Genomic DNA, 26,054 nt, shown 5'->3' on the forward strand with positions numbered 1-26,054 from the left:
CGTGAGAGGGAGGACATCATGATTGATCTCAAGGGCCAGGCGGCCATCGTTACAGGTTCGGCCACCGGCGTTGGTGCTGCCGTTGCTCGGGCGCTGGCAGCAGACGGCTGCAATGTCGTCGTCAACTATACCCGCAGCGAGAAGGAGGCGCAGGAGACCGCGCAGGCCTGTCGCGATCTGGGGGTGGAGGCCATCACGGTTCAGGCCAACGTGGCGGAGGACGCGGACTGCAAGAAGCTCGTCGATGCCGCGATCGACAAGTGGGGCAAGCTCAATCACGTGGTCAACAATGCGGGCACGACCAAGTTCGCCGACCAGTCCGACCTGTCGGCCCTGACCGCGCAGGACTTCCAGGACATCTATGCCGTCAACGTCATCGGCCCGTACCAGATGGCGAAGTGGGCGGAGCCGCACCTGCGGTCCGCTGGCAAGGCCTCCATCACCAATGTCTCCTCCATCGCGGGGGTGACCGGCATCGGTTCCTGCATGGCCTATGCGGCGTCCAAGGGCGCGCTGAACACCATGACCATGTCGCTCGCCCGTTCACTGGGGCCGGAGATCCGGGTCAACACGATCTGCCCCGGCATGATCCAGTCCCGCTGGCTCGAGAACGGCATGGGCAAGGAGAAATATGATCAGCTGCTCGCCAACCAGCAGCGCACCCTGCCGTTGCAGCGGGTCTCGACGCCGGAGGACAATGCCGAGATCATCCTCTGGCTGATCAAGGGCTCCGAACTGGTGACGGGCGAATTCGTGATGGTTGATGGCGGCGCCCACCTGGGGTTCTCGCTGGCGATGGCGCGATAGCGCGCAGCCGTTACTCGACGAAGATCGAGGTTGGTGTCACTCTGGGTTGCAGGCTGATCCGGAGTGACACGAGACCATGAGACAGATCCTGCTGACCGTCGCCACGTTGATGCTGGTGGGGCTGGCAAGCTGCCAGACCACCACCGGCGTCCCCGAGGCGCGGGAAGTCCGGGTGACCACGGCCATTGCCGGCGCGACCCCCCTGCGCGTTGAACTTGACGGCAATTACTGTCTTGTGCCGCGCGGGGGCTATGCCGACGATTTCGAGGGGCGTATCTGGGCGGCCTTCGATGCGGTGGAGGGCAACTGGCGCAAGGTCGCCTACTTCATCACCTGCCACGACTATCAGGCGATCCAGTCGAGCTTCATCCAGTCTCTTGCTGCCGAAGGGGAAGTCTCCGTCTTCATGCCCAATGGCGTGCCGAAGCGGTTTGCGGGCAGCCGGGCGACCTACATCGAAGCGATCATCCGCGCATGGGATGATCGCGATGTCCTTGAGGAGGGCAATGAGTCCCAGCAGAAGCTGGAGGAATTCTTTGCGCGCAGGGGGAGCCACAAGTCCCGCCGCATCGAAGGCAAAGCGCGGCTGGAACTGATCGAGAGTGACTCCTATGCCGCCTACTTTCGCCTGCCCTACCGTCACGTGCTGTCGGGCAGCTCCCGTGATCTGGTCCAGATCTTCGGCAAGACCGTGGTTGATGGCCTGCAGGTCCAGGTTGCGTTCACGACAGACCGCAGCGTTCAGGCCGAGATCCGTGCAATGGATGTCATGAAGCGCCTGATCTACGGCCTGCTCGGCGAAGAGGCATCGGTTTGATCCGAACACTGGCCACCGTCGCATTGACGCTTTCGGTGCTGGCCGGCACGGGCACGGCGTCGGGGGCAGAGGTCCGGTTTCGTGCGGGGTCGGCGAATTTCGCGTTCGACCTGCCTGCGGGCTATTGCGACGGGCTGTCTCCGGGCCCGACCGCAGCGGAGGGGCTGCAGCGCGATCTGGACCTGGTGCGTCAGCGTGGGGTCGAGGTGAAGGCGATGGCCATGCCCTGCGATCAGCTCAGCGGGCTGCGGTCGAATATCCGGCATGGGCAGACCCTGCGCGTTCTTGCCTTTGGCATCCTGACGCGGGACGGGGGCGCGATCCCCGCCGATGGCAGTGGCGACGTGTTCTGGCAGGCCATTCGCAACAGCGCGCGCTACCTCAAGGCCTTTGCGTCACCTGACGCCATTCTGGATGTGGTGCGGGAGTTGCTGGACCAAAGGAACGTTCCGGCAAGGATCGCGGCAATCGAACTGGCGACGGACCGGGACCGGATTGGGGTTGCGGCGGCGGGCGAATTGGATCGTTCGGGCCGCCAGGACCCTTTCCGGGCGGCGGCGCTCGCGGAACCGATTGCAGGTGTTTTCCTTGTTACCTCGGTTGTGGAGTTCGCTACTGTATCCGGCGATACCGCGAGCCTGACGGCAGCACATGAGTTGCGCGCGGAACTGAGGGAAGTCGATTGAAGCGGTCAGTTGTCGGAGGAATTCTTGTCCTGCTGCTCGGCGTCACCGCCGGGTGTCAGTCCACCGCGCCCGTCGAGCCCACGACCAGGCAGCTTGCGGTTCAGCCGCTTGCGGGCATCGGGACCATGACCCCGGCCGAGATGACCCGCGACCACGTCCGTTTTGCGCTGTCCGATCACGAACTGTCCGTCCGGCTGCCGGACGGTTTCTGTGTTGCCAGCGAGAGAACCCCTGCACACCTGCAGAGCGCACTGGCTGACTTCGACGTCAGTGTGCTGGAGATGAAGGTGCTCGCGACCTCCTGCGCGATGGTGGAGGGGAACGCTCCGATGGGGTTCCCGATCCCCATGGTCATTGCCGGACTGATGCGGCGGGAAGGCCTGCCGCTGGTCATGGATGAGGAATTCGGCGCGGACTACGCGCGCATGGTCCGGATTCTGGACCGCCACGACGACGACAGGATCCATCTTCTGGCCCGGGAACTGTTCCTGAAATCAATGATGGACAGGATCGAGACCGGTGGCGTCAGCGTTGGTCACCTGGACATACGCAGCCAGGACAACAGGATCCGGCTCGGATTGCTGGCGGAGGTTCCCGTCGATGGCGCCGATCGGAAAGTCTGGTTCTTCGCCGATTTCCTGGTGGGGCCGGTGGGCGACAGGTTGTTTGGAATAGGTCTTGTCAACGTTGACCTGAACCCGACACCGCCCGCGACAGACCAGGACAGCGAGACGCTCTTCGACACCTTGCGCCAGGTAAGGAACTGATTACCTGAATTGCGTCGGCCTTGCCGGTTCTGTGGAGGTTCACGACCGGTCAATCCTCTGGCAACGCTGCAAAGGTCAAGGTTCAGGGGAATGGCCCTCCTCATGCAGAACGCTCATTCCTGCATCAGGGCACGCGGATGGACGACACGGTCGACCGCGCAGGTCCCGGGGCGAAGCTCGCCGAAGCCGTCGGGGAGGTTGAATGCCACCAGCGTCGCGGTGGCCATCCCGCCGGCCAGTTCCCGACGGGCCTCCCTGTCCGAGCGGTCCGCCAGACCTGCGGCCAGTTCCTCGATCCCCGGATTGTGCCCGATGAGCAGCAGGGTGCCTGCCGACCCGGCCTCCCGCCCGATGATCTGGCTGATACGGCTGGATTCGGCCAGATAGAGGGCCTTGAGGTAGCGGATCTCGATCTCCTGCCAGCCATTCGCGGCAGAGATGCCGTCCCATGTCTCCCGCGTGCGTCGGGCGTCGGAGCAGAGCACGAGATCTGGTTTGAGGTCGTTCTGCGCCATGTATGCGCCCATGGCCCGGCTGGCGGCCTGACCACGCGGGTTCAGGTTCCGTGCGTGGTCGACCTGCCCCGGGGCGGGAGCGGCGGCCTTGGCGTGTCGGAGCAGCAGGAGGCGGTGCATGCGGCGAGTGTTGCAGGGGGCGTCAAATCACTGCAAGGGAAATGCTGTAAATCCGCGCGATCTTGTTGCATCGTCTGTCACGTAACTGAAGGAAGCCATGATGAACGCGGCCAATGCTGAACTGATCGAACCGGAACAGGGAGTGCCGGAAACTTCTGCCATCGGCATGGACTCGCCTGACCGCTTCATCAACCGGGAACTGTCCTGGCTGCAGTTCAATTCCCGGGTGATGCGCGAATGTCAGAATCCGCGCTATCCGCTGCTGGAACGTGTGCGGTTCCTGTCGATCTCCGCCTCCAATCTGGACGAGTTCTTCATGGTACGCGTCGCGGCGCTGTGGGGCATGACCCAGGCCGATGTGAAGACGGTGACCCCCGACGGACTGACGGTCGCGCAGCAGCTGGAGAAGATCGACGAACTTGCCAACTGGCTGGTGGTGGAACAGCAGAATTGCTGGCGTGCGCTGCAACTCGAGCTTCGGGAAGCCGGCATCGCCATCGTCGTGGCAGACGAACTGACGCCGGAGGAGAGGGGATGGCTCGACACCCACTTTCTGGAACAGATCCTGCCCGTGCTGACACCCCTGGCGATCGACCCGGCACATCCGTTCCCCTTCATCCCCAATCTTGGCCTCGCGATGATCGCGCAACTGGTGCGCGACGGGGACAAGGAACTGCTGAATGCGGTGGTGCCGATCCCGCACCATGTTTCGCGCTTCGTGCGTCTGCCGGGCAACGAACTCCGCTTCATCCAGGTCAGCCAGGTCATCGCGCTCTACATGGCGCGCCTGTTTCCGGGGTACAGCATCGTCAGTCGGGGGCAGTTCCGCTGCATCAGGGACTCGGATATCGAGCTGCAGGAGGAATCCGAGGATCTGGTACGCACGTTCGAGTCCGCGCTGCGCCGCCGCCGTCGCGGACACATCGTGCGCCTGCAGGTCTCCGCGGACCTGAACGACCGGCTGCGCCGTCTCGTGGTGACGGAAACGGATGCCCGGCCTGATGACGTGATCAACATCGACGGCATGCTGGCCCTGGCGGATATCCGCCGCGTCATCGTCGATGACAAGCCGGAGCTGTTGTTCAAGCCCTACAATGCGCGGTTCCCGGAGCGTATCCGCGAACATGGCGGCGACTGCTTTGCCTCGATCCGCGGCAAGGACCTGATTGTCCACCATCCGTTCGAGAGCTTCGATGTGGTGGTGCAGTTCCTGCGCCAGGCCGCGGAAGATCCCAACGTCGTGGCGATCAAGCAGACGCTCTATCGCACCTCGGACAATTCTCCCATCGTGGAGGCGCTGATCGCGGCGGCGGAGGCGGGCAAGTCCGTGACCGCGCTGATCGAACTGAAGGCCCGCTTTGACGAGGCTGCCAATATCCGCTGGGCGCGCGACATGGAGCGGGCGGGTGTGCAGGTGGTCTATGGCTTCATGGAGCTGAAGACCCACGCCAAGCTGTCGATGGTGGTGCGGAAGGAGAAGGAGGGCCTGCGCACCTATTCCCATTTCGGCACCGGCAACTATCACCCGATCACAGCGAAGGTCTATACGGACCTGTCCTACTTCACCGATGAACCGGCGCTGGGCCGAGACATCTCAGCGATCTTCAACTACCTGACCGGCTATGCGAAACCGGAGCGGCTGGAGGAACTGGCCTATTCCCCGCACACCCTGCGCCAGCGCGTGATGCAGGGGATCGAGGCGGAGATCGCCCACGCGGAGGCGGGCCGCCCCGCGACGATCTGGGCCAAGATGAACTCGGTTGTGGACCCGGACGTCATCGACGGGCTGTACCGCGCCAGCCAGGCGGGGGTAGAGATCGAACTGATCATCCGGGGCATCTGCTGTCTGCGCCCCGGTGTGCCCGGCCTGTCGGAGAATATCCGTGTGCGCAGCATCATCGGTCGCTTCCTGGAACACAGCCGTATCGTTGTCTTCGGCAATGGGGAGCCGCTGCCCGGTCGCAACGCGCAGGTCTACATCAGCTCCGCCGACTGGATGCCGCGCAATCTGGACCGGCGGATCGAGAGTCTGGTGCCGCTGAAGAACGATACCGTGCATGCCCAGGTACTGGACCAGATCATGCTGGCCAACCTGAAGGATGACCTGCAGAGCTGGATCATGCAGCCGGATGGCACCTATGTCCGCGACAAGGTGGTCGGTGACGGGTTCAGCGCACATGAGTATTTCATGACCAATCCAAGTCTTTCCGGTCGGGGAAAGGCGCTGGAAGAAGGAGTCCGTCCGATCTCTCTCACCCTGGATGATGACGACTGACAATGCCTGATTCGGTTGCCGCTGTCGGAACGGCAGAACGTGTTGCTGTGATTGATGTCGGCTCCAACTCGGTCCGGCTGGTGATCTTTGGCGACAGCGCCCGCGCACCGCTGAACATGCTGAACGAAAAGGCCTTCTGCGCCCTGGGCAAGGGGTTGCCGGAGACCGGGCATCTCAGCCCGGAAGGGGTGCGGAATGCCATCGCGACCCTGAAACGCTTTGCCTGGATGATGCGGGTCACCGGTGTGGACCGCACCGTTGCCTTCGCCACCTCCGCGGTCCGCGATGCCGTGGACGGGCCGGAATTCGTGGAACGGGTGCGCACCGAATGCGGCATCTCGCTGGAGGTGCTGTCAGGGCAGGGGGAGTCCCGCCTGGCGGCGTTCGGCGTCCTGTTCGGCCTGCCGGAAGCCGAGGGGATCGTAGGCGATCTGGGCGGCAGCAGTCTCGAACTGGCCCCCGTCGGCAATGGCGGCGCAGAGGCCGGCTTGACCTTGCCCGTCGGTCCCCTGCGGTTCGATGACGGCGATGCGGAATCCGGCGCGATCCGAAAGGCCGTGCGACAGGAACTGCGCAAGGTCGAGTGGCTGGACAGCATGACGGGGCGTGACTTCTATGTCGTCGGGGGCACCTGGCGCGCGCTGGCGAAGCTGGATATCCAGCGGCGCGATTATCCGCTGCATATCGTGCAGGGGTACGAGATGCCGCTGGATCGCGCCCAGTCCCTGGTCGATCTGATCAGCCAGCAGTCGCCCGCGTCCCTGACGGATACCGAGACGGTCTCGAAGCGGCGCTTGCAGGTCCTGCCGCTGGCCTGTTCCGTGCTGGGTGCCGTGCTGGAACGCCTGCAGCCAAGGCGTCTCGTCTTCTCCGCACATGGGGTCAGGGAAGGCGCCTATCTCGAAACGCTCTCGGATGCGGACCGGCGCATTGATCCCCTGCTGGCCGCAGCGGAGGCCATGGCAGCGCAGGAGACGCGTTTCGGCGCCTCGATCGGGCATGAGATCTTCGCCTGGTGCAATCCGCTGTTCGAGGGTGAATCGGAAGTCGAGGTCCGTCTGCGGAGGGTGGCCTGCGTCCTGTCCGACATCGGCTGGCGCATGCATCCGGACTACCGCGCGACCCATGCGTTCAGGCGCGTGCTGCGGGCACCGCTGCTGGGCGTTGACCATACACAGCGGGCATTCATCGCCACCACCGTCCTGCGGCGCTATTCCCACAAGGCCAGTGGCGACGCGGTGATGGAGATGCAGGCGCTGCTGTCGAACGACATGATCCGGCAGGCGAGCCGGATCGGAGCTGCGATGCGACTGGCGCAGACACTTGGCTGTGGCGCGCCGTCCGCCCTGACGGGCGCCACGATCGCGCGGGATGGAGACATGATAAGCCTGTCGGTGCCGGAGAAGCTGCGCGACCTGATCGGTGAGACCGTGGAGAGCCGCCTGAAGCGGCTGGCAGACAGTTTCGAGTGTTCAAGCCGGATCGTCAGCGTCTGAGGGGGCAGGCACCTACCAGATCGGCATGGCCGCAATGGCGGAGACCGCGCACAGCCCAAGTGCCGCGCGCCGGAAAAGGCTCTCCGACGCAAGCGGGAACAGGCGCGAGCCGATGATCAGGCCGAGGCCATAGGCGGGACCGAGCACCAGCACCAGCAGCAGTTGCTCCATGCCGATGAGTCCGTAGGCGAGGAACGTCAGGCCGCCGACCACCATCGTCACCGCGAACAGGGCGGTGACATTGTGCCTCACGGCACGGGCGTCGCCTTCGCCACCCACCCAGAACAGGATCACCGGCGGCCCGTAGAAGCCGGCTATCCCCCCGGCGAGGCCGGACATCAGGCCGACACCTACCACCCCGGTGGTCGGAACCGGCTTTGTCCGCCGCCATCCGGCGGCCATGGCCAGCACGGCAACCAGCACCATCAGCGCAATGATCCAGCGCAGCAGGTCTATGGGGGCATGCGCCAGAATCCAGGTGCCACAGGGGGTGGCGATGGCGATGCCGATGATGATGGGCACCATCTCCCGCCAGTTGCAGCTTCGGACGCCCTGCAGGGTAAGGGGGAAGCCGAAGGTGGCGTTGATCATCCACAGCACCACGACGGCGATCTTCGGATCCAGCAGTGCACTGGACAGGGGTACGAAGACCAGCGCAGCGCCAAAGCCGCTGAAGCCGCGGGTCATCCCGGCCAGCGCCATGGCAAGCGCCAGCAGCAGGGTCTCGAATGTCATCAGGGCGACGATGCCGTCGCCGATGACGTTCATTGCGTGGTGTCGAGCGGAATCTCCACGACTTCCTGCCCCCGGATGGCAAGGCCGAGACTTCCGGCCTTCAGCCGCAGCGCATCATTGCCGAAGACTTCCCGCCGCCAGCCTTTCAGGGCAGGAATGTCCGCCGCGTCATCCGCTGCCAGTTTCTCGATATCCGGTCCCGGACAGACCAGTTTCTGTGCGACCCCATGGGCGGCACACTTGCGTTTCAGCAGTACCTTCAGCAGCTCGATCACCGGCAGCAGCGCAGGTGCCGGGGGCTCCGGGCGCTCGACCCTCGGCCAGGAGTCCTTTGGCTGGTCCAGCGCGGTCTTCACCGCCTCCATCAGTCCGGCACCGAATGGCCCGTCGGCAATCTTGCGGTTCAGGCTGCGGATCGCAGCCAGCTTCTCCCGGTTCTCCGGCGGGTCGGACGCGATCTCCAGCAGTGCCTCGTCCCGGATAACGCGGTTGCGGGGCAGGTCACGGCGCTGTGCCTCCCGTTCCCGCCAGGCCGCGAGTTCCCGCAGCACTGCCAGGAACCTGGGCTTGTTGGTGCGGGCCTTTAACCGCTTCCAGGCGTCTTCCGGCTCGACCGAATAGATGGCGAGATCCGCCAGTGTCGCCATCTCGCCGCTGACCCAGGAGGCGCGGCCAGTACGTTCCAGATCCTCCAGCATGCGGTCGTAGACGGTGCGCAGATGGGTGACATCGGACAGCGCGTAGGACAGTTGCTTCTCGCTCAGCGGGCGGCGCGACCAGTCGGTGAAGCGGCTGGTCTTGTCGATGCTCTGGCCCGCCAGCTTGCGCACCAGCGCGTCGTAGGCGATCTGCTCCCCGAAGCCCATGACCATCGCCGCAACCTGGGTGTCGAACAGCGGGGTCGGTACCGTGCCGGTCAGGTTGACGAATATCTCGATATCCTGGCGCGCGGCATGGAAGACCTTGACGATGGTCTCATCGGCCAGCAGTGCCAGCAGCGGCTGAAGGTCGAGATCCTTCGCCAGCGGATCGATGATCGCGCCCTCGTCGGCCGGTCCGGCCAGCTGGACCAGGCAGAGCTTCGGATAGTAGGTGTTTTCCCGAAGGAACTCGGTATCGATGGCGACATACGACTGCCCGGAGAGCCCGTCGACATAGCGCTGAAGTGATTCTGTGTCGGTAATGATCTGCATGGCGGTGGCTTATAGCAGATCAGCCGCGCTCGCCAGCAGGAACGCGCGCGCGGGCGCATGAACTGGCGGATCAACCTTGACAAGCGGGGCCATAGGGGCTTCGTTCCGGCGCGCCTTCTCCGATCCGTTCCAACAGATGGTTTTCCGCTGATGCACGCCTTTCGATCCCATACCTGTGGTGCCCTGCGCCGCGCCGACGTGAACACACCTGTCCGCCTGTCGGGCTGGATTCACCGCAAGCGTGACCATGGCAATCTGCTGTTCGTCGATCTGCGCGACCATTACGGCCTGACGCAGTGCGTGGTCGAGGCGGATGAGCCGGGCTTCGCGGAGGTCGATCAGGCGCGTGCGGAAAGCGTGATCACGGTGACGGGCCGCGTCGTGCCGCGCGATGCGGAGGCGGTGAACCCGGACCTGCCCACGGGCGAGGTCGAGGTCCGTATCGAGAGCGTCGAGGTGCAGAGCAGCACCGGTGACCTGCCGATGCCGGTGTTCGGCGATCAGGAGTACCCGGAAGACATCCGCCTCAAGTACCGCTTCCTCGACCTGCGCAGGGAGCGCATGCACCGCAACATCACCATGCGTTCGAAGATCATCTCGGCCATTCGCCGGCGGATGAACGAGGCCGGTTTCATGGAGTTCCAGACGCCGATCCTGACCGCCTCCAGCCCCGAAGGCGCGCGGGACTTCCTGGTACCCAGCCGCGTGCATCCGGGGCAGTTCTATGCCCTGCCGCAGGCGCCGCAGCAGTTCAAGCAGTTGCTGATGATCTCCGGTTTCGACCGCTATTTCCAGATCGCCCCCTGCTTCCGCGACGAGGATGCGCGCGCTGACCGTAGCCCGGGCGAGTTCTATCAGCTGGACGTGGAGATGAGCTTCGTCACGCAGGAGGATGTGTTCCAGGCCATCGAACCGGTGCTGGCGGGCACGTTCGAGGAATTCTCCGACTGGCCGGTGGTCGACAAGCCGTTCCCGCGCATTCCGTTCCGGGAGGCGATGCTGCGCTATGGCACCGACAAGCCCGATCTGCGCATCGCCGAGAGCATGGACATTCATGACGTGACGGAAGACTTCCGTGGCGGCGGTTTCGGGATCTTCGCCCGTTCCATCGAGAAGGGCGCGGTTGTGCGGGCCATTCCGGCGCCCGGTGCGGGTGGGCGTGCGCGCTCCTTCTTCGACGGCATGAACGACTGGGCCCGTCGTGAAGGTGCGGCAGGCCTTGGCTACATCATCTTCGGCGAGGAAGGCCCCAAGGGACCGATCGCCAACAATCTGGACGCCGCGCGGGTGGAGTCGATCCGTGCCGCGTGTGGCCTGAATGCAGGCGACGCCGTGTTCTTCGCCTGTGACCAGGCTGCCGGTGCCGCCAACCTGGCCGGCAAGGCCCGCGTGAAGCTGGCGGACCAGCTGGAACTGATCACACGCAACCAGTACCGGTTCTGCTGGATCGTCGACTTCCCGCACTTCGAATGGAACGAGGACGAGAAGAAGATCGACTTCTCCCACAATCCCTTCTCCATGCCCCAGGGCGGGATGGAGGCGCTGGAGAGCATGGATCCGCTCGACATCCTGGCCTATCAGTACGACATCGTCTGCAACGGCATCGAGCTGTCATCCGGTGCCATCCGGAACCATCGCCCGGACATCATGCTGAAGGCGTTCGAGGTTGCGGGCTATGCGGCGGAGGAAGTGGAAACCCAGTTCGCGGGCATGCTCAACGCGCTGCGCTATGGCGCGCCGCCCCATGGTGGTATCGCGCCGGGCATCGACCGTATCGTCATGCTGATCCTGGACGAGCCGAACCTGCGCGAGATCGTGGCTTTCCCGATGAACCAGCAGGCACAGGACCTGCTGATGGGCGCCCCGGCCCCGGCCGATCCGAAGCAGCTGCGCGAACTGCACATCCGCACCGTGCTGCCGAAGACGGACAAGAAGGACGGCTGAGACCGGTCAGAGGTGCCTGCGGAAATCCATGCGCTGATGCAGGATCCGCAGGACTATCGCGTCACCATTCTCACGTCGGTTGAAGAACACGACATGAGAACCTGACCGGACCGAGAGCAGGCCGGGTCTGATTTCGCTCGCGTCGCGATCATTGGCTTCAGACAGGCACAGTTTCTCGAAGGTTGCGTCGATGCGCGAGAGGTAGGAAATGACCTGCTCCGTGCCCCAGCGCTCCAGCGTGTACGCACCTATGGAATCAAGATCATCCTGAGCCTGGGCTGTGAGGATGAATCGAGCATTCTTCAACGCTTCACGCCAAGGCGTTCAAGCGTGTCGTCAAGGCTGTAGGCTGCGAATTCGCCCCGTTCGGCCTGTTCCCAGCCGATGTCGATGGCTTCGCGTAGGCGGGCAAGCCTCGCTTCCTCGCTCATCTCCGCCTCGATCTGGCGGCGCAAGGCTTCGCGCACCACTTCGGAGGCATTGTTATACAGTCCGCTTGCCACCTTCTCGCGCACATAGTCATTCAGCCGGTCGGTCAGTGAAACGTGCATGGGATGCTCCTCTGCTTCGGGCTTGATTGTACAGGCATTGACAATCCTTGTCTGCACTTCGCGCGCGTCGGGCCTGCGTTCCGGGCAGGTGCCGTGCGGCAATTTCATGTATGCTCCGGCGCATGACTGACTTTGCCGCATCACCGCAGAATGCCGGATATTTCACCCGTGACCGGGTGGGATTCCTGTTCCTGAACGTGGGTCACTTCTTCGACCACATGTTCATGCTGATCTTCGCCACGGTGGCCGTCGCGCTGGCCGGACAGGACGGCATGTCCTACCGCGAACTGCTGGAACTGCTGACACCGGCGCTGGTCATGTTCGGTGTCGGCTCCCTGCCTGCAGGCTGGCTCGCCGACCGCTGGTCGCGTGAAGGCATGATCGCGGTGTTCTTCATTGGCATCGGCGGCTCCTCCATAGCGACCGGCTTCGCCAACGAGAACTGGCAGATCATGGTCGGGCTGGGCGCCATCGGGACCTTCGCCGCCATCTATCACCCGGTCGGCATCGCCATGGTGGTCGAGGGGCAGGAGAAGGTCGGACGCGCCCTGGGCATCAATGGTGTCTGGGGCAACATGGGGCTGGCCGGGGCACCGCTGCTGACCGGCTGGCTGATCGCGATCTCGAGCTGGCGTGCGGCCTTCATCGTGCCTGGCATCGTGGCCATTCTTGTCGGGCTGGCCTACATCGCATTCTGCCGGCAGGGACGGGGGGTGGTCCGCGCGGCCAAGCGGACCGTTCCCGATCCCGGCGACCATGATCTGACCCGCACGGTGCTGATCCGCGTCGCGCTGTCCCTGGCCCTGACGATTCTCTTCGGTGGCCTGATCTTCCATGCTTCCGCGGTCGTGCTGCCGAAACTGTTCTCGGAGCGTCTGGCCGACGTCACCAGCGACATTGGTGCGGTGGGGACCTATGCCGCCATCGTGCTGGCCATCGCCTCCTTCGCGCAGATTGTCGTCGGGCACCTGCTGGACCGGTTCCCGGCGCGGCGCATCCTGTTCCTGATCGCCCTGTTCCAGATACCGGCGCTGGCACTGGTGGCCTCGATCTCCGGCATTCCCATCGTGCTGGCCTCGGTGCTGATGATGGCGCTGATCTTCGGCGAGATTCCGATCCATGACACCATCGTCACCCGCTATACCCGCGCCGCCTGGCGTGGTCGCGTGTTCGCGGTGAAGTTCGTGCTGGCCCTGCTTGTGGCTGCCGTGGTGCCGCGGCTGATCGGGTCCCTGCACGACAATTACGGGCTGGACGTGCTGTTCTTCGTGCTCGCCGCCGCCGCCGGCGGGGTCGCCCTCTCGGCGCTGATCCTGCCACTTGCCCGCAAGGCCGCCTGACACCGCTTCTGCCGGAGTTTCCAGGCTGTGAAGCCCGGGGAATTCGGCACCACGAATTTTTCTTTAAAATAATTCCAAAGAGCATTGATTGCCGAGCCAAAGGCATTATCTCCATGGCACCGGGGCGGCCATGTCGCCCCACACAGATCCGAATGCAGGAGAATTTCGATGCGCGTACCAAGTGTTACCTTCAAGACCCGTGTCCGTGACGAAGCCGTCGGTGGTCCGAATCCGTTCCGCTGGCAGGACCGCACCAGTGACGAGATCTTCAATGGCCGTCGTGTCGTTGTCTTCGCGCTGCCGGGTGCCTTCACGCCGACCTGCAGCTCGACCCACCTGCCGGGCTACGAGGCCAATTTCGAGGCGCTGAAGGCCGAGGGTGTGGATGAGGTGATCTGCCTGTCCGTGAACGATGCGTTCGTCATGTTCCAGTGGGGCAAGAACCTGGGTGCGAAGAATGTCACCCTGCTGCCCGACGGCAATGCGGAGTTCACCGACAAGATGGGCATGCTGGTGGACAAGGGGAACCTCGGCTTCGGTGCCCGGTCGTGGCGCTATTCGATGCTGGTCGAGGACGGTGAGATCGTCGAGCAGTTCGTCGAACCCGGCAAGAGCGACCTCTGCGAGACCGACCCGTTCGAGGTCTCCGATGCCGAGACCATGCTGGCCGCCATCAAGGCCCGCAATTCCAAGGCGGCCTGACACCGCCGTATCATTCCCGACTGAAGGTGAGGCCCTTCGCTGCAGACCGCAGCGGAGGGCCTTTCCGTTTCATCCCCGAAGGAATGCGCTATCCTGCTGGCCAGTGGGCGAAACGGAGCAGGCTGACAGTGCAGACAGAAGCCGGAACGCGCTGAAGCCTTTCGGTGTACGGCCTGAGAATTCCTGGGGAGGGACCGTGTCGATGAAACCCTATGAAGGCATCCGGATCATTGATCCGACGCATGTACTGGCCGGACCGTTCTGCTGCTACCAGATGGCGTGGTTCGGGGCGGAGGTCATCAAGATCGAGGCGGTGGAGCCGCGCGACTTCATCCGCTACGCCAGTCCCGACGCGGAGCTTGCGGCGGCCGGACTGTCGGAGAGCTTCCTGGCCCAGAACGCCAACAAGAAGTCCGTGGTGCTGAACCTGAAGGACCCGCGCGGTCAGGACCTGTTCAAGAAGCTTGCCGCGACCTCGGACGCGATGGTGGAGAACTTCCAGCCCGGCACCATGGCCGGACTCGGGCTTGGCTACGACGACATGCGCGCCGTCAACCCGAAGCTGGTCTATTGCTCCCTGACGGGCTTCGGCCAGACAGGACCGCTGCGGGACGTGCCGGCCTATGACCATCTGGTGCAGGGCATCTCGGCCATGGCGTCGATGCAGAACGGCACCACCGATCCGGTGCGTGTCGGCTTCCCGGTCATCGACTATGTGGTCGGACTGCTCGGCGCCTTCGCCCTCTCGACGGCGCTGTTCCAGGCGCGCGCCAGCGGGCAGGGGCAGTACGTGGATGTATCGATGCTCGATTCGGCGCTGATCATCATGGCGCCAGTGGTGCAGCAATGGCTGACCAGCCAGCGGATTCCGCAGTCGACCGGGCGCCGTGCATTCTCCGGCAGTCCCTTCTCCGGCATGTTCGAGACAGCGGACGGCATGCTGGTCACGGCGGCCAACACAAAGATCCAGGCCGCCTCCGTGCTGCGCGTGATCGGTCGGGAGGATCTGATCGACGACCCCGATGTGCTGGACTGGCATGGGCGACCGGAGATTTCGGACCGGGTGCAGCCGATCCTGTTCGAGGCCTTCGCGACCCGAACCGCGCTGGAGTGGGAGGCATTGCTGTCAGCCGCCTCCGTCCCCGCCGGAAAGCTGCGCGATGTGCCGGAGATCATGGCGCATCCGCATGTGCAGGAACGGGGCCTGCTGCACACGATCCCCGACGTGCCGGGCATCGGGCGGCCCATCGAGGTGATGGGGCCTGGATTCCGCATGGCCGATCCGGAGGCCATGATCCGCAATCCGAGCCCGCCGCCCGTCAAGGGTGCCGATACCCGCCACTACCTGCGCGAAGTCGGCCTGAGCGATGCCGACATCGATGGTCTGGTCGCCGACGGGGTGACGCTGGTCGCCGAGTGATCCGTCGCCGGGGATGAGACTTTGTTAACCCTGTTGCTGCACCTTGGATGCCATCTCAGATCCGGGTGGCGATGGCGTGAAACATCAGGCGGCGAAGGTGGTGTCGAAGAACCTGCAACGGGCGAACGGCCTGATGGCGCGTGGCCGTCCCGATCAGGCCCTGCAGGTCTTCGAACAGGCACGGCGAACAGCGCCAGGCGTCTTTGAAGTCCATTTCGGTCTTGCCCGTGCGCGGCAGGCGCTGGGGGACGCGTCGGGTGCCGTTGATGCTTTCGGCACTGCGCTGGATCACGCACCGCCAGGCGACCCCAGGGCGCTGCTGGCGCTGGGACAACTTGCCCGTGACCTGAAGGCGGCGGAGCAGGCGGTCGGCTTCTTCCGTGCGGCCGCGCTGGCCACGCCGGGCAGTGTCGATGCCCAGACCGGTCTGGCCCATGCGCTGCGGGATCTGGGGCGGCAGGAGGACGCGATCGAACTGTTGCAGTCGGCCCTGCGGCTGTCGCCGGACCAGAGTGCGCTGTGGACCGCGCTGGGTGCCGTGATGGCGGATCTGGAGGATCACGCCAACGCTGAAACATTCCTGCGGGAGGGGCTGCGGCTGGACCCGAAGAATGGCGCGGCGGCAGGCAATCTGGCCGAACTCCTGTTCGCCATGGGACGGGCAGACGATGCGGCTGAAACATATGAACTGGCCATGCGGTTGCGCCCCGACGATGCCGCGCTGCGATTCAATCACGCGCTCTTCGCGCTGGGTACGGGCGACCTGGAAACCGGCTGGCGCGACTATGAGGCGCGACTGGACAGGAGCTATCCGGGGTTCATCCGACGTGACCTGAAACACAGGCGCTGGGACGGTCGGGAAGTGCCGACAGGCCGTCTGCTGGTGCTGGCAGAGCAGGGGGTGGGCGACGAACTGCACTTCCTGCACTGCATCCGGGATACGGCAGAGCGGGTGCAGGAACTCTGGTGGGAATGCGATCCGCGCCTGCTCGACCTCTGTACGCGGTCGTTCCCGGACGTAAACTTCGTGCCCTGGCAGGGGTCGGACCGGCCCGGCTTCCATCGCGGCTATTACTGGCTCTCGGACGCACCGCGTTTCGATGCGGTGATCGAGGCGGGCAGCCTGCAGACGCTGTTCCGCCGCGACCTCGACGCGTTTCCGGCCAACCCCGCCCTGCTCGGGCCGCGAGCCATGCCGCGACCGGCGGATGGCAGGCTGCGGGTCGGGATCAGCTGGACGAGCATCCACCGCAACCGGTTGCGTGACCGCGGCTATGTCCCGCTGGAGCACTGGGGGCCACTGTTCGCGCTGGCGGGTGTGGAATGGGTCAACCTTCAGTACGGCGAGGTCGCGGAGGAGATCGCGGCGGCGGAGCAGCAGTTCGGTGTCAGGATCAGTCAGGTTGCTGGACTGGATCTGAAGGACGACTTCGATGGTACTGCGTCACTGATCGCGACCTGTGATCTGGTCATCGCACCAACCAACACCGTGCGCCAGCTTGCGGCCTCGATTGGTGTGCCGTCACTGGTGTTCTCGCGTCTGCCCTACGAGTTCGCGCTTGGGCAGGCGGTCAATCCGTTCTTCGCCAACATGCAGGATTTCGTCCGGCTGCCGGATCTCGACTGGACCCGCTGCATGCAGGATGTCGCAGGCCATGTCCGGGGACTGGCAGACAGTCACGCAGCCGCCTGATACGCGCGCACCTTGCGCGCCAGCTTCTCCAGGTAGCGGTCGCGCAGGCCAAGTTCCTGCAAGTGTTCCAGTGTCTGAAACAGATAGTCGGAGCAGGGACCCAGCCAGCCCTCCGCCCGCGCGATGCTGAAGGCCACCTTGTCGAGGTCGGTCTCGCCGCAATAGCGCGGACTCTTGCGGTTGATCACGAAGGTCGCGGCCCGCACCGGCCCCTGGTCGGTCTGTGCCCGCACCACGGTGGCACGATAGGCGTCCGAGATCATCTCCCGCCGCCACAGGATGCCCAGTTCGTCGCGCGCCTTCTCCGGTGCCACGCGAAAGGCCATGCCGGCGCATGATCCACCGCGGTCGAGGCCGAGCACCCGACCGGGCTGTTCCGGTGATCCGCGCCCCAGCGGGGTTTCCAGGCAGAACCGGCGATGCAGGCCGTGAATCCGGGCGATACGTTTCTCCTCGAAATGGAACGCCGGGTTCCAGATCAGGGAGCCGTAACCGAAGACCCAGATGTCCTCCTCCGGTGCGAAGCGGGCGATCGTCCGGTCACGCGATGCCTCCCGATCCTCGTCCGACAGGCGTGTCAGCAGACCACGGCGCTCCGCGTCCTGCATGAATTCCTCCAGCGCGCCGGCTGCGATGTTCTCGCGGGTCAGCGTCGGGTGGCTCATGCATCCTCCCCCGCCGGGACGCAGTGGCTTTCACGGATGAACAGCGACAGCAGGGCGCCCAGTCCGGCGCAGACCGGCAGCACCAGCAGCGCGACCTGATAGTCGGCGACGGAATAGACCGGAATGCCGGTCTCCGGTGAGACAGTGCCGTCCCAGGAGAGGTCGAGCACGATGCCGACGGCAGGCTGCAACAGGGCACCGCCGCCGACGAACATGCCATTGACGAAGCCTGTTACCGCGCCACCGATGGACGGTGGCGACAGTTCCCGCGCCGCAGCCAGGCACACGATCATCGACCCGCCGAACAGGCCGACCAGGAAGATCATGATCTGGCGCTGCAACAGCGTCGGTTCGAACCCGTAGAGCATCACCACCCAGAGCAGCAGCGAGAAGAATGCCGCGTTCATCAGCGGCAGCTTGCGTCGCCGGAAGAAGTCCGACAGGAAGCCGCCCACCGGTCCGCCGAAGGCAAAGCCCACGGTCATGAGGGATGTGGAGAAGCCCGCGACTTCGCGGTCCACGCCATGCATCAGCATGATGTGCGGGACACCCCACAGCAGGCCATAGGACAGGAAGGGACCGGAGAGCAGCAGGCCATAGAAGCCGAGCACCCAGTTCTGTCGGCGTGTCATGGCCTGTTTCAGGGACGTGCCCAGGCTCTGGGTGCCGGTGCGCTCGACGCGTTGTCCGTCCGGCCGGTCGCGCACCACCAGCCAGATCAGCAGCGCCAGCACGGCACCCCAGATCCCGCTGGTCAGCATGGGGTCGCGCCAGCCGTATTGGTCGATCAGCCCACCCAGCGGTCCCTGCGCCAGAAAGCCGCCGAGCATGGCGTAGCCCATGGTCAGACCGGAGAACAGGCCGAAGCGGCTGGGCGGATGCCAGGCGGAGGCGATGGTCAGGGCGGAGATGAAGCCAACGGCGGACCCGGCGCCGACCAGGAAGCGGCCGGCGTAGGCAACCCAGATGTTCGGTGACAGCGCGAAGGCCATGACCCCGATGCCCACCAGCGCCATGCCGCCCGCCATCAGGATGCGCGGCCCCCAGCGGTCGAGCAGCAGTCCCACCGGCAGTTGCAGCACGGCATAGACGTAGAGGTACAGCGCGGCCAGATTGCCGGTGACTGCGGCGCCGACATCGAAGGCGGCCATCAGCGGATCGACCATCACCGAAGGCGCGGCCCGCTGGAAGAAGGCGTAGAAGAAGCAGTTCGCGGCCAGGAACCAGACGATCCAGGCCCTCAGGCCCCCGATCGCATGGATGCGGGTGACGGTGCTTGTCATGGTGTCGGTCATGCGGCGGCTCTCTGGTCCAGTGCGAACGCTTCCGCCAGCAGTTCGTAGGACCGGACCCGCGCCGTGAAATCATGGCTGATGGTCACGACGACCAGTTCCTCGACACCATAGAGTTCGGCCAGCCGTTCCAGTTCCGCCTTTACCCTGTCCGGCGACCCGGAAACCGAGCGGTCGCGATTGGCCTCGATGATGGCGTAGTCGTGCGGGCTGTAGGGATAGGCATCCGCTTCCTCGGGCGTCGGGAACGGTCCCCACTCCCCCTTCATCAGCCGCAGCAGCCACAGGTCACGCGACTTGATCAGATAGTCTGCCTGTTCCTGGGTCTCGGCGCAGAGCGCGAAGACACCGATCGTGCCTTCCGGCTTCGGGCAGTAGGCGGAGGGCCTGAAATGCTGGCGATAGGCCTGCATGATCCTGTCGCCGCCCTGGGTGTTGATGAAATGGGCGAAGGAGAAGGGCAGGCCGAAATGGGCCGCGTAGGTCGCACTGTCCGCCGATGAGCCAAGCATCCAGACCTGCGGTGCCGTCGGGCCCAGCGGCTGCGCCTTGATGGCGGCGAAGGGGTGATCATCCTCCAGCGCGTCATTCATGAAACCGATGAGGTCGAGCACCTGCCGCGGATAATAGTCGATGGAGGCCTTGCCCGGTCCGGCCTGCAGGGCGCGGGCGGTGTGGCCATCGCTGCCCGGCGCACGCCCGACACCCAGGTCGATGCGACCGGGATAGAGCGTCTCCAGCATCCTGAAGGTCTCAGCCACCTTCAGCGCGGAATAGTGGCTGAGCATCACGCCGCCCGAGCCGACACGCAGGTTCTGCGTTGCGCCCGCAATGTGCCCGATCAGGATTTCCGGCGCGGCACCGGCCAGCCCGCCGGAAGCATGATGCTCCGCCAGCCAGTAGCGGTGATAGCCCAGCCTGTCACAGGCCTGGGCCAGCGCGATGGATTCCCGGATGGCGTCCGCAGGTGTCGCACCTGCCCGAATGGGACTCTGGTCAAGGACACTCAGGCGCACGACAGGCCCCTGCGAGCGTGGTTGCGTTCGGTCTGCTGTTTGCTCATGGTTCCACGAGATAGCGCGCGGGAGAAACCGATGGAAGACCCGAGAATTGCAATGGTGCTCCGCTTCTGGTTCGAGGAACTGGCACCGGAGCAGCACTGGAAGCGTGACAGCGCCGTGGATGCTGTCATTGCCGAACGTTTCGGGGAGCTGAACGGGCAGGCCGCGCGCGGCGACTGCGACGGCTGGCAGGGCAGCAGTGACGGTGCCCTGGCGCTGGTCATCACGCTGGACCAGTTCAGCCGCAACCTGTTTCGCGACAGCCCCGATGCCTGGGCCAACGACCCGAAGGCACTTGCCATTGCGACCACTGCCATTGAGGCGGGTTTCGATCAGCAGCAGCCAGAGATGCGCCGGTTCTTCTTCTATCTTCCGTTCGAGCATTCGGAGGTGCTGGCGATCCAGGAACGCTGCATGGACCTGTTCGCGCCGCTGGACCTGCCGGAGGCGCACATGGCCGCAGTGCGCCGCCATCACGAGATCATCGAACGCTTCGGCCGCTTTCCGCACCGCAATGCCGTTCTGGGACGCGAAAGCACGGCGGAGGAGATCGCGTTCCTGAAGGAGCCGAACAGCGCATTCTGAGGGACCGTCCCATGTTGCGACTTCCGGTCATTGTCGTCAGCGCACTCCTGGTGTCGGCGGGTGCCGCAACTGCGGGCGGTGATGCATCCGGCACCGGCTGGCGGGTCAGCGAGACAGGCTATCGCTGCGCTGACGGGACTGTCGTCGAACTGACGTACCTGTTCCATGACCAACAGCCGGGTCTGGCGGTCATGGGGTTCCGGGGACAGCAGGTGGCGATGCGGCAGGTACGCAGTGGCTCCGGGGTGCGGTTCGCGGCGCTGGACGAACAGGCCGGGCTGCGCTGGCATGTGAAGGGGCCTGTCGGATTCGTGGCGATGCTCGCGGCCGATCACACCGCAACGATGCAGGTTCTGGCCGATGATTGCCGGGAGACGCAGAGCCGCGCATACCATCTGCCACGCTGATCTGCTTCCCCCCGCCGTCCCGCTGGGCCACCATGGCCGCTCAACATCTGGGGAGGTGGACCGATGAGTGCAATTGCAGACGAACATCCCGAGGAACTGCGGCAGGTGGTGGACGGCCTGATCGCCTTCGCCGACAAGGAGATCCTGCCGCGCCATGCCGCCAACCGGGACCTGTTCGAGGACGGGCGGCGCATCTACACGGAAGACGGGCGCATGTCGCCGCCGGTGGTCGACCTGATCCGTGAAGTGCGGATGGCGGCCTCGGAGGCGGGCTACTACCAGATGTGTGTGCCCGAGGCGCTGGGCGGCGGCGGGTTGGGCAACGAAGCCTATTTCGCCGGCTGGCAGGCCCTGTTCCACCATTGCGGGCCGCAGAACTGGCTGATGCTCTATGCCATCAGCCACTGGGCCTTCGGGCCGAGCCGCCTGCTGGAGAAGGTCACCGACCGGGCGCGGGACGAGATCCTGGAGCCGCTGATGTCGGGGGAGAAGGGCATGTGCTTCGGCCTGTCCGAGCCGGGGGCGGGTTCCGATGCCACGATGATCAGGACGCGTGCGGTCCCGGACGGCGACGGCTGGGTGATCGAGGGACGGAAGATCTGGACCACCAATTCCCCCATCGCCGACTACTGCATCCTGTTCGCCGTCACGGACGCGGAGCGGGCGGCGCAGAAGAAGGGCGGCATCTCCGCCTTTCTGGTGCCGACCGACGCGCCGGGCTTCGAGGTGCAGCGCATCGTCAAGATGTTCGGCCACATCGGCGGCGACGAGGCGGAACTGCGCTTCGAGGGGCTGCGGGTGGAACCCTGGCAACTGGTGGGCGATCTGCACCAGGGCTTTGCCATGGCGCTGTACGGCGTGTCGCTGGGTCGGATATACAATTCGGCGCGCGCGGTGGGGCTGGGGCGCTGGTCGCTGGAGCTGGCACTGGAATACGCCAAGGCGCGGGAGGCGTTCGGCAAGACGATCTCGGAATATCAGGGGGTCACGTTCCCGCTGGCGTCGTCAGCGATGGAACTGCATGCCGCGCATCTGATGGGCATGAATGCGACGCGACTGCTGGATCAGGGGCAGGCAGCGATCAAGGAACTGTCCATGACCAAGGCCTATGCGGTGGAGATCGGGGTGCGGGCCGTGGACCGCGCCATGCAGACCTTCGGTGCCATGGGCTTCACCAACGAGGTTGGTCTGACCGACGCCTGGCAGGCGCTGAGAGTGATCAATGTCGCCGACGGAACCAACGAGATCCTGCGTCGGACCGTCATTCAGCGGCTGCTGAAAGGCGACATTGACCTGTAACAATCCGTTAACCCTCAGTCCGGTCGGAAGCGCGGCGGCGCCAGCGGCGGATCATGGCCAGGCTGCGGGGCTGCTCCGCGTCGGCGGCGCGTTCCGCCTGCTGGACGTCGGTGTGGCTCGGAACGTAGCCAGCCTGCCGGGTTGCGTTCATGTAGGAATTGCCGAGAATGCTGAGCATGATGCTGTCTCCTTGGGTTCGTGTGTGAAGCGCTATCTGGTTCACGGACGCGCATAAAACCAGTCAGAGAAATTTTCTGACTGTAAGGTGGAGTTACAGATGGACTGGTCCGACATGCCGCCGCTGGCAACCCTGCGCTCCTTCGAGGCAGCGGCCCGCCATCTGAACTTCACCGCTGCGGGCAGGGAGATGAACGTGACCCACGCCGCCGTCAGCCAGCAGGTCCGCAGGCTGGAGGAGCGTCTGGGGGTCAGCCTGATGGTGCGGGAGGGGCGCGGACTTGCCCTGACCGACGACGGGGCGCGGCTTGCCTGGCAGCTTTCGGAGGGCTTCGGGACGCTGCAGCAGGCCATCGCGGCCTTCACCGACAATGAGACGATGCGTGCCCTGAAGGTCACGGTCACACCGATCTTCGCGACCAGTTGGCTGATGCCGAGAATCGCGGATTTCCGGGCTTCCTACCCGGATATCGAGCTGATGCTGAACCCGACCTTCGAACTGATGGATCTGCGTCGTGACAACTATGATCTGGCCATTCGCTATGGCCATGGTCGCTGGCCGAGGCTGGAAAGCGAGCCGCTGATCCCGTCTTCCTTCGTCGTGGTGGCGGCGACTTCCCTGGTCGGCAACCGGCGTATCCGGGAACCGGCAGATGCGGCGGACCTGCCGTGGCTGCAGGAGCTGGGGACAGATGAACTGAAGATATGGATGGAACGCCGCGGCGTGGTGGTGCCCCGCAAGAAGAACATCACGCACCTGCCCGGCTACATGATCATGTCAGCCCTGCGTGACGGGCAGGGCCTTGCCTGCACCGCGCGCGTCTTCGTGGAGGAGGACATCCAGGACGGTCGCCTGACCGTCCTGTTCGAGGACGAGGAAGGCGACGAGATGAACCCCGCTGCCTATCACATGGTCTGGCAACCCGGTCCCATGCGCGCCCCGCTGAAAGCCTTCGTCACCTGGCTGAAGCAGGTGGCGAAGGCTGACTCGGACGGGCCGGGTATCGGCTGAACGGCATCAAAGCCCGCGGGCGATGATTTCCTTCATGATCTCGTTGGTGCCGGCATAGATGCGCTGGACGCGGGCGTCGGCATACATGCGGGTGATGGGATATTCCCACATGTAGCCATAGCCGCCGTGCAGCTGCAGGCATTCGTCGATCACCTTGTTCTGCATGTCGGAGGTCCAGAGCTTGGCCATGGAAGCCGTTTCGGCATCCAGTTCGTTGACCAGCACCTTCGACAGGCATTCATCGACGAAGGTCCGGGCGACCTGGGCAATGGTCTTCATCTCGGCAAGCTTGAAACGGGTGTTCTGGAATTCCAGCAGCGGCTGACCGAAGGCCTTGCGTTCCTTGCAGTATTCCACCGTCATCTCGACGGCGGCTTCCATGGCGGCGGCGGCACTGATGGCCACCTGGATGCGTTCCCACGCCAGTTCCTGCATCAGATAGACGAAGCCCTTGCCTTCCTCGCCAAGGATGCGATCGGCGGGAATGCGCACATTGTCGAAGAACAGCTCCGACGTGTCCTGCGCCTTCATGCCCAGCTTCTTCAGGCGGCGGCCCTTCTCGAAGCCGCTGTCACCGCGTTCGACCATCACCAGCGAGGTACCCTTGGCACCCTTTTCCGGGTCGGTCTTGGCGACAACGATGACCACATCGGCGTTCCAGCCATTGGTGATGAAGGTCTTCTGGCCATTGACGACGAGCTCGTTGCCATCCTTCAGTGCCGTGGTCTTGATACCCTGCAGGTCCGAGCCCGTGCCCGGCTCCGACATGGCGATGGCACCGACCATCTCGCCGCTGGCCATCTTCGGCAGGTATTTCCGCTTCTGCTCCTCCGAGCCATAGCGGTTGATGTAGGGGGCCACGATCTCGTTGTGCAGCCCGAAGCCGAGACCCGTCAGGTTCAGCCGCTGCGTCTCCTCCATCAGGATCGCGCTGTAGAGCCGGTCAGCATTCGAACCACCGAACTCCTCCGGCATCGACATGCAGAGGAACCCGAGTTCACCGGCTCGGGTCCAGGCTTCCCGGTCGACATAGCCCTGATCTTCCCACTTCTCGTGGTGCGGGGCCATTTCGTCCTCGAGAAACTTGCGAACAGTGCGACGGAAGATCTCGTGGTCTTCACTGAAGATCTGACGCTGCAAACCCATGGCTCCAAGCCCTCCCCGGCTTCAGTCAATTGAACAGGGATCGGTTATAGCGCGGGGCTCGCGTCAGTGACCAGCGGTCATCGCGGACTTTTCGAGTTGCCGGATCATCTTCAGGGTGTCGGCCAGCGGGCTCTCGGGATCCAAATTGTTCACGGCCGGCTCGGTGCTGACCGGTTCAGGCCCGGCAGCAGCCATGACGCGGATGATCTCGGAGACCAGCAGGGAGACATCATACGGCTTCATGACGACGCCATCCATGCCGGCGGCGCGGAACGCCGCGCGATGCTCCGGCGAGTCGTGGCCGGTTACCCCCAGGATCGGCAGCCGGGACCCGGCTGGTTCAGCGGCACGGATTTCCTGTGTGGCGGCAACACCGTCCAGTTCCGGCATCTGGATATCCATCAGCACCAGATCGACGTTGCCCGACAGTGCACGCTCCACGGCGGATCGGCCATTGTCGACCGTGATCACCTCATGCCCCAGCTTGCGCATCACCGCCTCCAGCAGGGCGCGGTTGATCAGATGGTCGTCGGCGACGAGCACGCGCAGACTGGCAACCGTTTCCTCACCTTTCGGGAGGTCGGAGGTGGCTTCGCCGACCTGTGCCTCACATTCGGGCAGCGCGATCTGCAGGCTGAAGCTGGAGCCGATACCGGGCTCACTGGTGACGGTAATGTCGCCGTTCATCTGCCGCGCCAGCCGCCGGGAGATCGCCAGGCCCAGCCCCGCGCCGGATTCCGCGTGCAGACGGCGTCGCTTCCAGGGCTGGAACAGGTCGTCGATCATAGCGGGTTCCATGCCGCAGCCGGTGTCTGCGACGACAAACCGAAGGCCGACGAGATCGCCCTGGTCATGTGCCGACATCCGGACGCTGACCTGACCGCCGGAGGTGAACTTGATCGCGTTGCCGATCAGGTTGAGCAGTATCTGGCAGATGCGCGTCCGGTCGCCACTCAGGGTGCGGTTGCACCGTTCCCCGAAGCGGGCTTCGAAGCGCAGGCACTTGTCGGCGGCCTGCGGTCCCATGACCCGACCGACATGTTCCAGCAGTTCGACCGGCGAGAACGGTGCCTCCACCATCCGGAATCGGCCAGCTTCCATGCGTGACAGGTCGAGCATGTCGACAGAGAGGTTGCGCAGGCTGTCGGCGCAGGCACGGATGGTGTCCACCTGCCTGCGCTGTTCCCTGTCCAGCTGGCTAGTCAGCAGCAGTTCGGTCACGCCGAGCAGCCCGTTCAGGCTGTTGCGCATCTCGTGACTGACGGCCGCCAGCAGATCAGGACGGGCAAGACTCGGGTTGTGCGCCGACATGTCATTCACGATGGTTTGCTCCGGTCCATTGCAACCGG

The 26,054-nt window shown here is 64.6% G+C and carries 26 protein-coding genes; 15 read left to right on the forward strand and 11 right to left on the reverse strand.

Features of this window, described 5'->3' with window-relative positions; all coding sequences use genetic code 11:
- Positions 1 to 21: 21 nt before the first annotated feature.
- From QGV55_RS04970 to QGV55_RS04985, 4 genes are all read left to right on the forward strand, one after another.
- A complete protein-coding gene (locus tag QGV55_RS04970) occupies positions 22 to 807 on the forward strand; it encodes a glucose 1-dehydrogenase (RefSeq protein ID WP_348637648.1) in 786 nt (261 codons plus the stop codon).
- Positions 808 to 883: 76 nt separating this feature from the next.
- Positions 884 to 1,624 carry a hypothetical protein gene (locus QGV55_RS04975; RefSeq protein ID WP_281017950.1) on the forward strand — a complete coding sequence of 247 codons (741 nt, stop codon included), beginning with the start codon at positions 884 to 886 and terminating at the stop codon, positions 1,622 to 1,624.
- A complete protein-coding gene (locus QGV55_RS04980; RefSeq protein ID WP_281017948.1) occupies positions 1,621 to 2,310 on the forward strand; it encodes a hypothetical protein in 690 nt (229 codons plus the stop codon). Before QGV55_RS04975 ends, QGV55_RS04980 begins: the two co-directional genes overlap by 4 nt.
- Positions 2,307 to 3,077: a hypothetical protein gene (locus QGV55_RS04985; protein WP_281017947.1), complete on the forward strand. Its 771-nt coding sequence runs from the start codon at positions 2,307 to 2,309 to the stop codon at positions 3,075 to 3,077. Before QGV55_RS04980 ends, QGV55_RS04985 begins: the two co-directional genes overlap by 4 nt.
- Positions 3,078 to 3,190: 113 nt before the next feature.
- Here QGV55_RS04985 and QGV55_RS04990 read toward each other — a convergent pair whose 3' ends face one another.
- On the reverse strand, positions 3,191 to 3,712 hold the full coding sequence (locus tag QGV55_RS04990; protein WP_281017946.1) for a histidine phosphatase family protein: 522 nt from the start codon (positions 3,710 to 3,712) through the stop codon (positions 3,191 to 3,193).
- A gap of 100 nt (positions 3,713 to 3,812) precedes the next feature.
- On the opposite strand from QGV55_RS04990, the gene QGV55_RS04995 reads away from it, so the two are divergent.
- Positions 3,813 to 5,987 (forward strand): RNA degradosome polyphosphate kinase, encoded by a 2,175-nt coding sequence (locus QGV55_RS04995; RefSeq protein ID WP_281017945.1) that lies wholly within the window; start codon positions 3,813 to 3,815, stop codon positions 5,985 to 5,987.
- 2 nt (positions 5,988 to 5,989) lie between these two features.
- Positions 5,990 to 7,483, forward strand: a complete 1,494-nt coding sequence (locus tag QGV55_RS05000) for a Ppx/GppA phosphatase family protein (RefSeq protein ID WP_281017944.1) — start codon at positions 5,990 to 5,992, stop codon at positions 7,481 to 7,483.
- A 12-nt stretch (positions 7,484 to 7,495) separates the two neighbouring features.
- Here QGV55_RS05000 and QGV55_RS05005 read toward each other — a convergent pair whose 3' ends face one another.
- Together QGV55_RS05005 and rnd are read right to left on the reverse strand one after the other, a co-directional pair.
- Positions 7,496 to 8,251, reverse strand: a complete 756-nt coding sequence (locus tag QGV55_RS05005) for a sulfite exporter TauE/SafE family protein (RefSeq protein WP_281017943.1) — start codon at positions 8,249 to 8,251, stop codon at positions 7,496 to 7,498.
- Entirely contained in the window at positions 8,248 to 9,411 is a 1,164-nt protein-coding gene (rnd, locus tag QGV55_RS05010) for a ribonuclease D (protein ID WP_281017942.1), read from the reverse strand. Before rnd ends, QGV55_RS05005 begins: the two co-directional genes overlap by 4 nt.
- A 150-nt stretch (positions 9,412 to 9,561) precedes the next feature.
- Here rnd and aspS point away from each other — a divergent pair, with 150 nt between their 5' ends.
- Positions 9,562 to 11,355 (forward strand): aspartate--tRNA ligase, encoded by a 1,794-nt coding sequence (gene aspS, locus QGV55_RS05015; RefSeq protein ID WP_281017941.1) that lies wholly within the window; start codon positions 9,562 to 9,564, stop codon positions 11,353 to 11,355.
- A gap of 6 nt (positions 11,356 to 11,361) precedes the next feature.
- On the opposite strand, the gene QGV55_RS05020 is transcribed toward aspS, so the two are convergent.
- Positions 11,362 to 11,661, reverse strand: coding sequence for a type II toxin-antitoxin system RelE/ParE family toxin (locus QGV55_RS05020; protein WP_281023645.1), 300 nt, complete (start codon positions 11,659 to 11,661; stop codon positions 11,362 to 11,364).
- Positions 11,658 to 12,014: a type II toxin-antitoxin system ParD family antitoxin gene (locus QGV55_RS05025; RefSeq protein WP_281020074.1), complete on the reverse strand. Its 357-nt coding sequence runs from the start codon at positions 12,012 to 12,014 to the stop codon at positions 11,658 to 11,660. The genes QGV55_RS05020 and QGV55_RS05025 overlap by 4 nt, the downstream gene beginning before the upstream one ends.
- A gap of 14 nt (positions 12,015 to 12,028) precedes the next feature.
- Between QGV55_RS05025 and QGV55_RS05030 the strand changes: the two genes are divergently transcribed.
- The 4 genes from QGV55_RS05030 (at position 12,029) to QGV55_RS05045 (ending at position 17,061) form a co-directional block, all read left to right on the forward strand.
- Positions 12,029 to 13,246, forward strand: a complete 1,218-nt coding sequence (locus tag QGV55_RS05030) for an MFS transporter (RefSeq protein WP_281017939.1) — start codon at positions 12,029 to 12,031, stop codon at positions 13,244 to 13,246.
- Between the two features lie 168 nt (positions 13,247 to 13,414).
- The gene (locus QGV55_RS05035) at positions 13,415 to 13,948 is read left to right on the forward strand and encodes a peroxiredoxin (RefSeq protein ID WP_281017938.1); all 534 of its coding nucleotides are present in this window, start codon (positions 13,415 to 13,417) and stop codon (positions 13,946 to 13,948) included.
- A gap of 202 nt (positions 13,949 to 14,150) precedes the next feature.
- Positions 14,151 to 15,368 carry a CoA transferase gene (locus tag QGV55_RS05040; RefSeq protein WP_281017937.1) on the forward strand — a complete coding sequence of 406 codons (1,218 nt, stop codon included), beginning with the start codon at positions 14,151 to 14,153 and terminating at the stop codon, positions 15,366 to 15,368.
- Positions 15,369 to 15,444: 76 nt separating this feature from the next.
- Positions 15,445 to 17,061: a tetratricopeptide repeat protein gene (locus tag QGV55_RS05045; protein WP_281017936.1), complete on the forward strand. Its 1,617-nt coding sequence runs from the start codon at positions 15,445 to 15,447 to the stop codon at positions 17,059 to 17,061.
- On the opposite strand, the gene QGV55_RS05050 is transcribed toward QGV55_RS05045, so the two are convergent.
- From QGV55_RS05050 to QGV55_RS05060, 3 genes are read right to left on the reverse strand one after another with little or no spacing between them, the layout of a single operon-like run.
- Positions 17,046 to 17,726 (reverse strand): gamma-glutamylcyclotransferase, encoded by a 681-nt coding sequence (locus QGV55_RS05050; RefSeq protein WP_281017935.1) that lies wholly within the window; start codon positions 17,724 to 17,726, stop codon positions 17,046 to 17,048. The two genes, QGV55_RS05045 and QGV55_RS05050, sit on opposite strands and share 16 nt — an antisense overlap.
- Positions 17,723 to 19,021, reverse strand: coding sequence for an MFS transporter (locus tag QGV55_RS05055; protein WP_281017934.1), 1,299 nt, complete (start codon positions 19,019 to 19,021; stop codon positions 17,723 to 17,725). Before QGV55_RS05055 ends, QGV55_RS05050 begins: the two co-directional genes overlap by 4 nt.
- On the reverse strand, positions 19,018 to 20,034 hold the full coding sequence (locus QGV55_RS05060; RefSeq protein ID WP_281017933.1) for an LLM class flavin-dependent oxidoreductase: 1,017 nt from the start codon (positions 20,032 to 20,034) through the stop codon (positions 19,018 to 19,020). The genes QGV55_RS05055 and QGV55_RS05060 overlap by 4 nt, the downstream gene beginning before the upstream one ends.
- A 78-nt stretch (positions 20,035 to 20,112) precedes the next feature.
- Here QGV55_RS05060 and QGV55_RS05065 point away from each other — a divergent pair, with 78 nt between their 5' ends.
- From QGV55_RS05065 to QGV55_RS05075, 3 genes are all read left to right on the forward strand, one after another.
- Positions 20,113 to 20,664, forward strand: coding sequence for a DUF924 family protein (locus QGV55_RS05065; RefSeq protein ID WP_281017932.1), 552 nt, complete (start codon positions 20,113 to 20,115; stop codon positions 20,662 to 20,664).
- Between the two features lie 11 nt (positions 20,665 to 20,675).
- Positions 20,676 to 21,071, forward strand: coding sequence for an MliC family protein (locus QGV55_RS05070; protein ID WP_281017931.1), 396 nt, complete (start codon positions 20,676 to 20,678; stop codon positions 21,069 to 21,071).
- 63 nt (positions 21,072 to 21,134) lie between these two features.
- Complete coding sequence (locus QGV55_RS05075; RefSeq protein WP_281017930.1) at positions 21,135 to 22,370, forward strand: acyl-CoA dehydrogenase family protein; 1,236 nt, start codon at positions 21,135 to 21,137, stop codon at positions 22,368 to 22,370.
- 7 nt (positions 22,371 to 22,377) lie between these two features.
- Here QGV55_RS05075 and QGV55_RS05080 read toward each other — a convergent pair whose 3' ends face one another.
- A complete protein-coding gene (locus QGV55_RS05080; protein ID WP_281017929.1) occupies positions 22,378 to 22,548 on the reverse strand; it encodes a hypothetical protein in 171 nt (56 codons plus the stop codon).
- A gap of 99 nt (positions 22,549 to 22,647) precedes the next feature.
- On the opposite strand from QGV55_RS05080, the gene QGV55_RS05085 reads away from it, so the two are divergent.
- Complete coding sequence (locus tag QGV55_RS05085) at positions 22,648 to 23,559, forward strand: LysR family transcriptional regulator (protein WP_281017928.1); 912 nt, start codon at positions 22,648 to 22,650, stop codon at positions 23,557 to 23,559.
- Positions 23,560 to 23,565: 6 nt separating this feature from the next.
- Here the strand turns inward: QGV55_RS05085 and QGV55_RS05090 are convergent, their stop codons facing one another.
- Positions 23,566 to 24,705, reverse strand: a complete 1,140-nt coding sequence (locus tag QGV55_RS05090; RefSeq protein WP_281017927.1) for an acyl-CoA dehydrogenase family protein — start codon at positions 24,703 to 24,705, stop codon at positions 23,566 to 23,568.
- 63 nt (positions 24,706 to 24,768) lie between these two features.
- Entirely contained in the window at positions 24,769 to 26,016 is a 1,248-nt protein-coding gene (locus QGV55_RS05095; protein ID WP_281019845.1) for an ATP-binding protein, read from the reverse strand.
- Between the last annotated feature and the right edge of the window lie 38 nt (positions 26,017 to 26,054).

This window comes from Minwuia sp. IMCC3009 (assembly GCF_029909415.1).
Lineage (GTDB): Bacteria > Pseudomonadota > Alphaproteobacteria > Minwuiales > Minwuiaceae > Minwuia.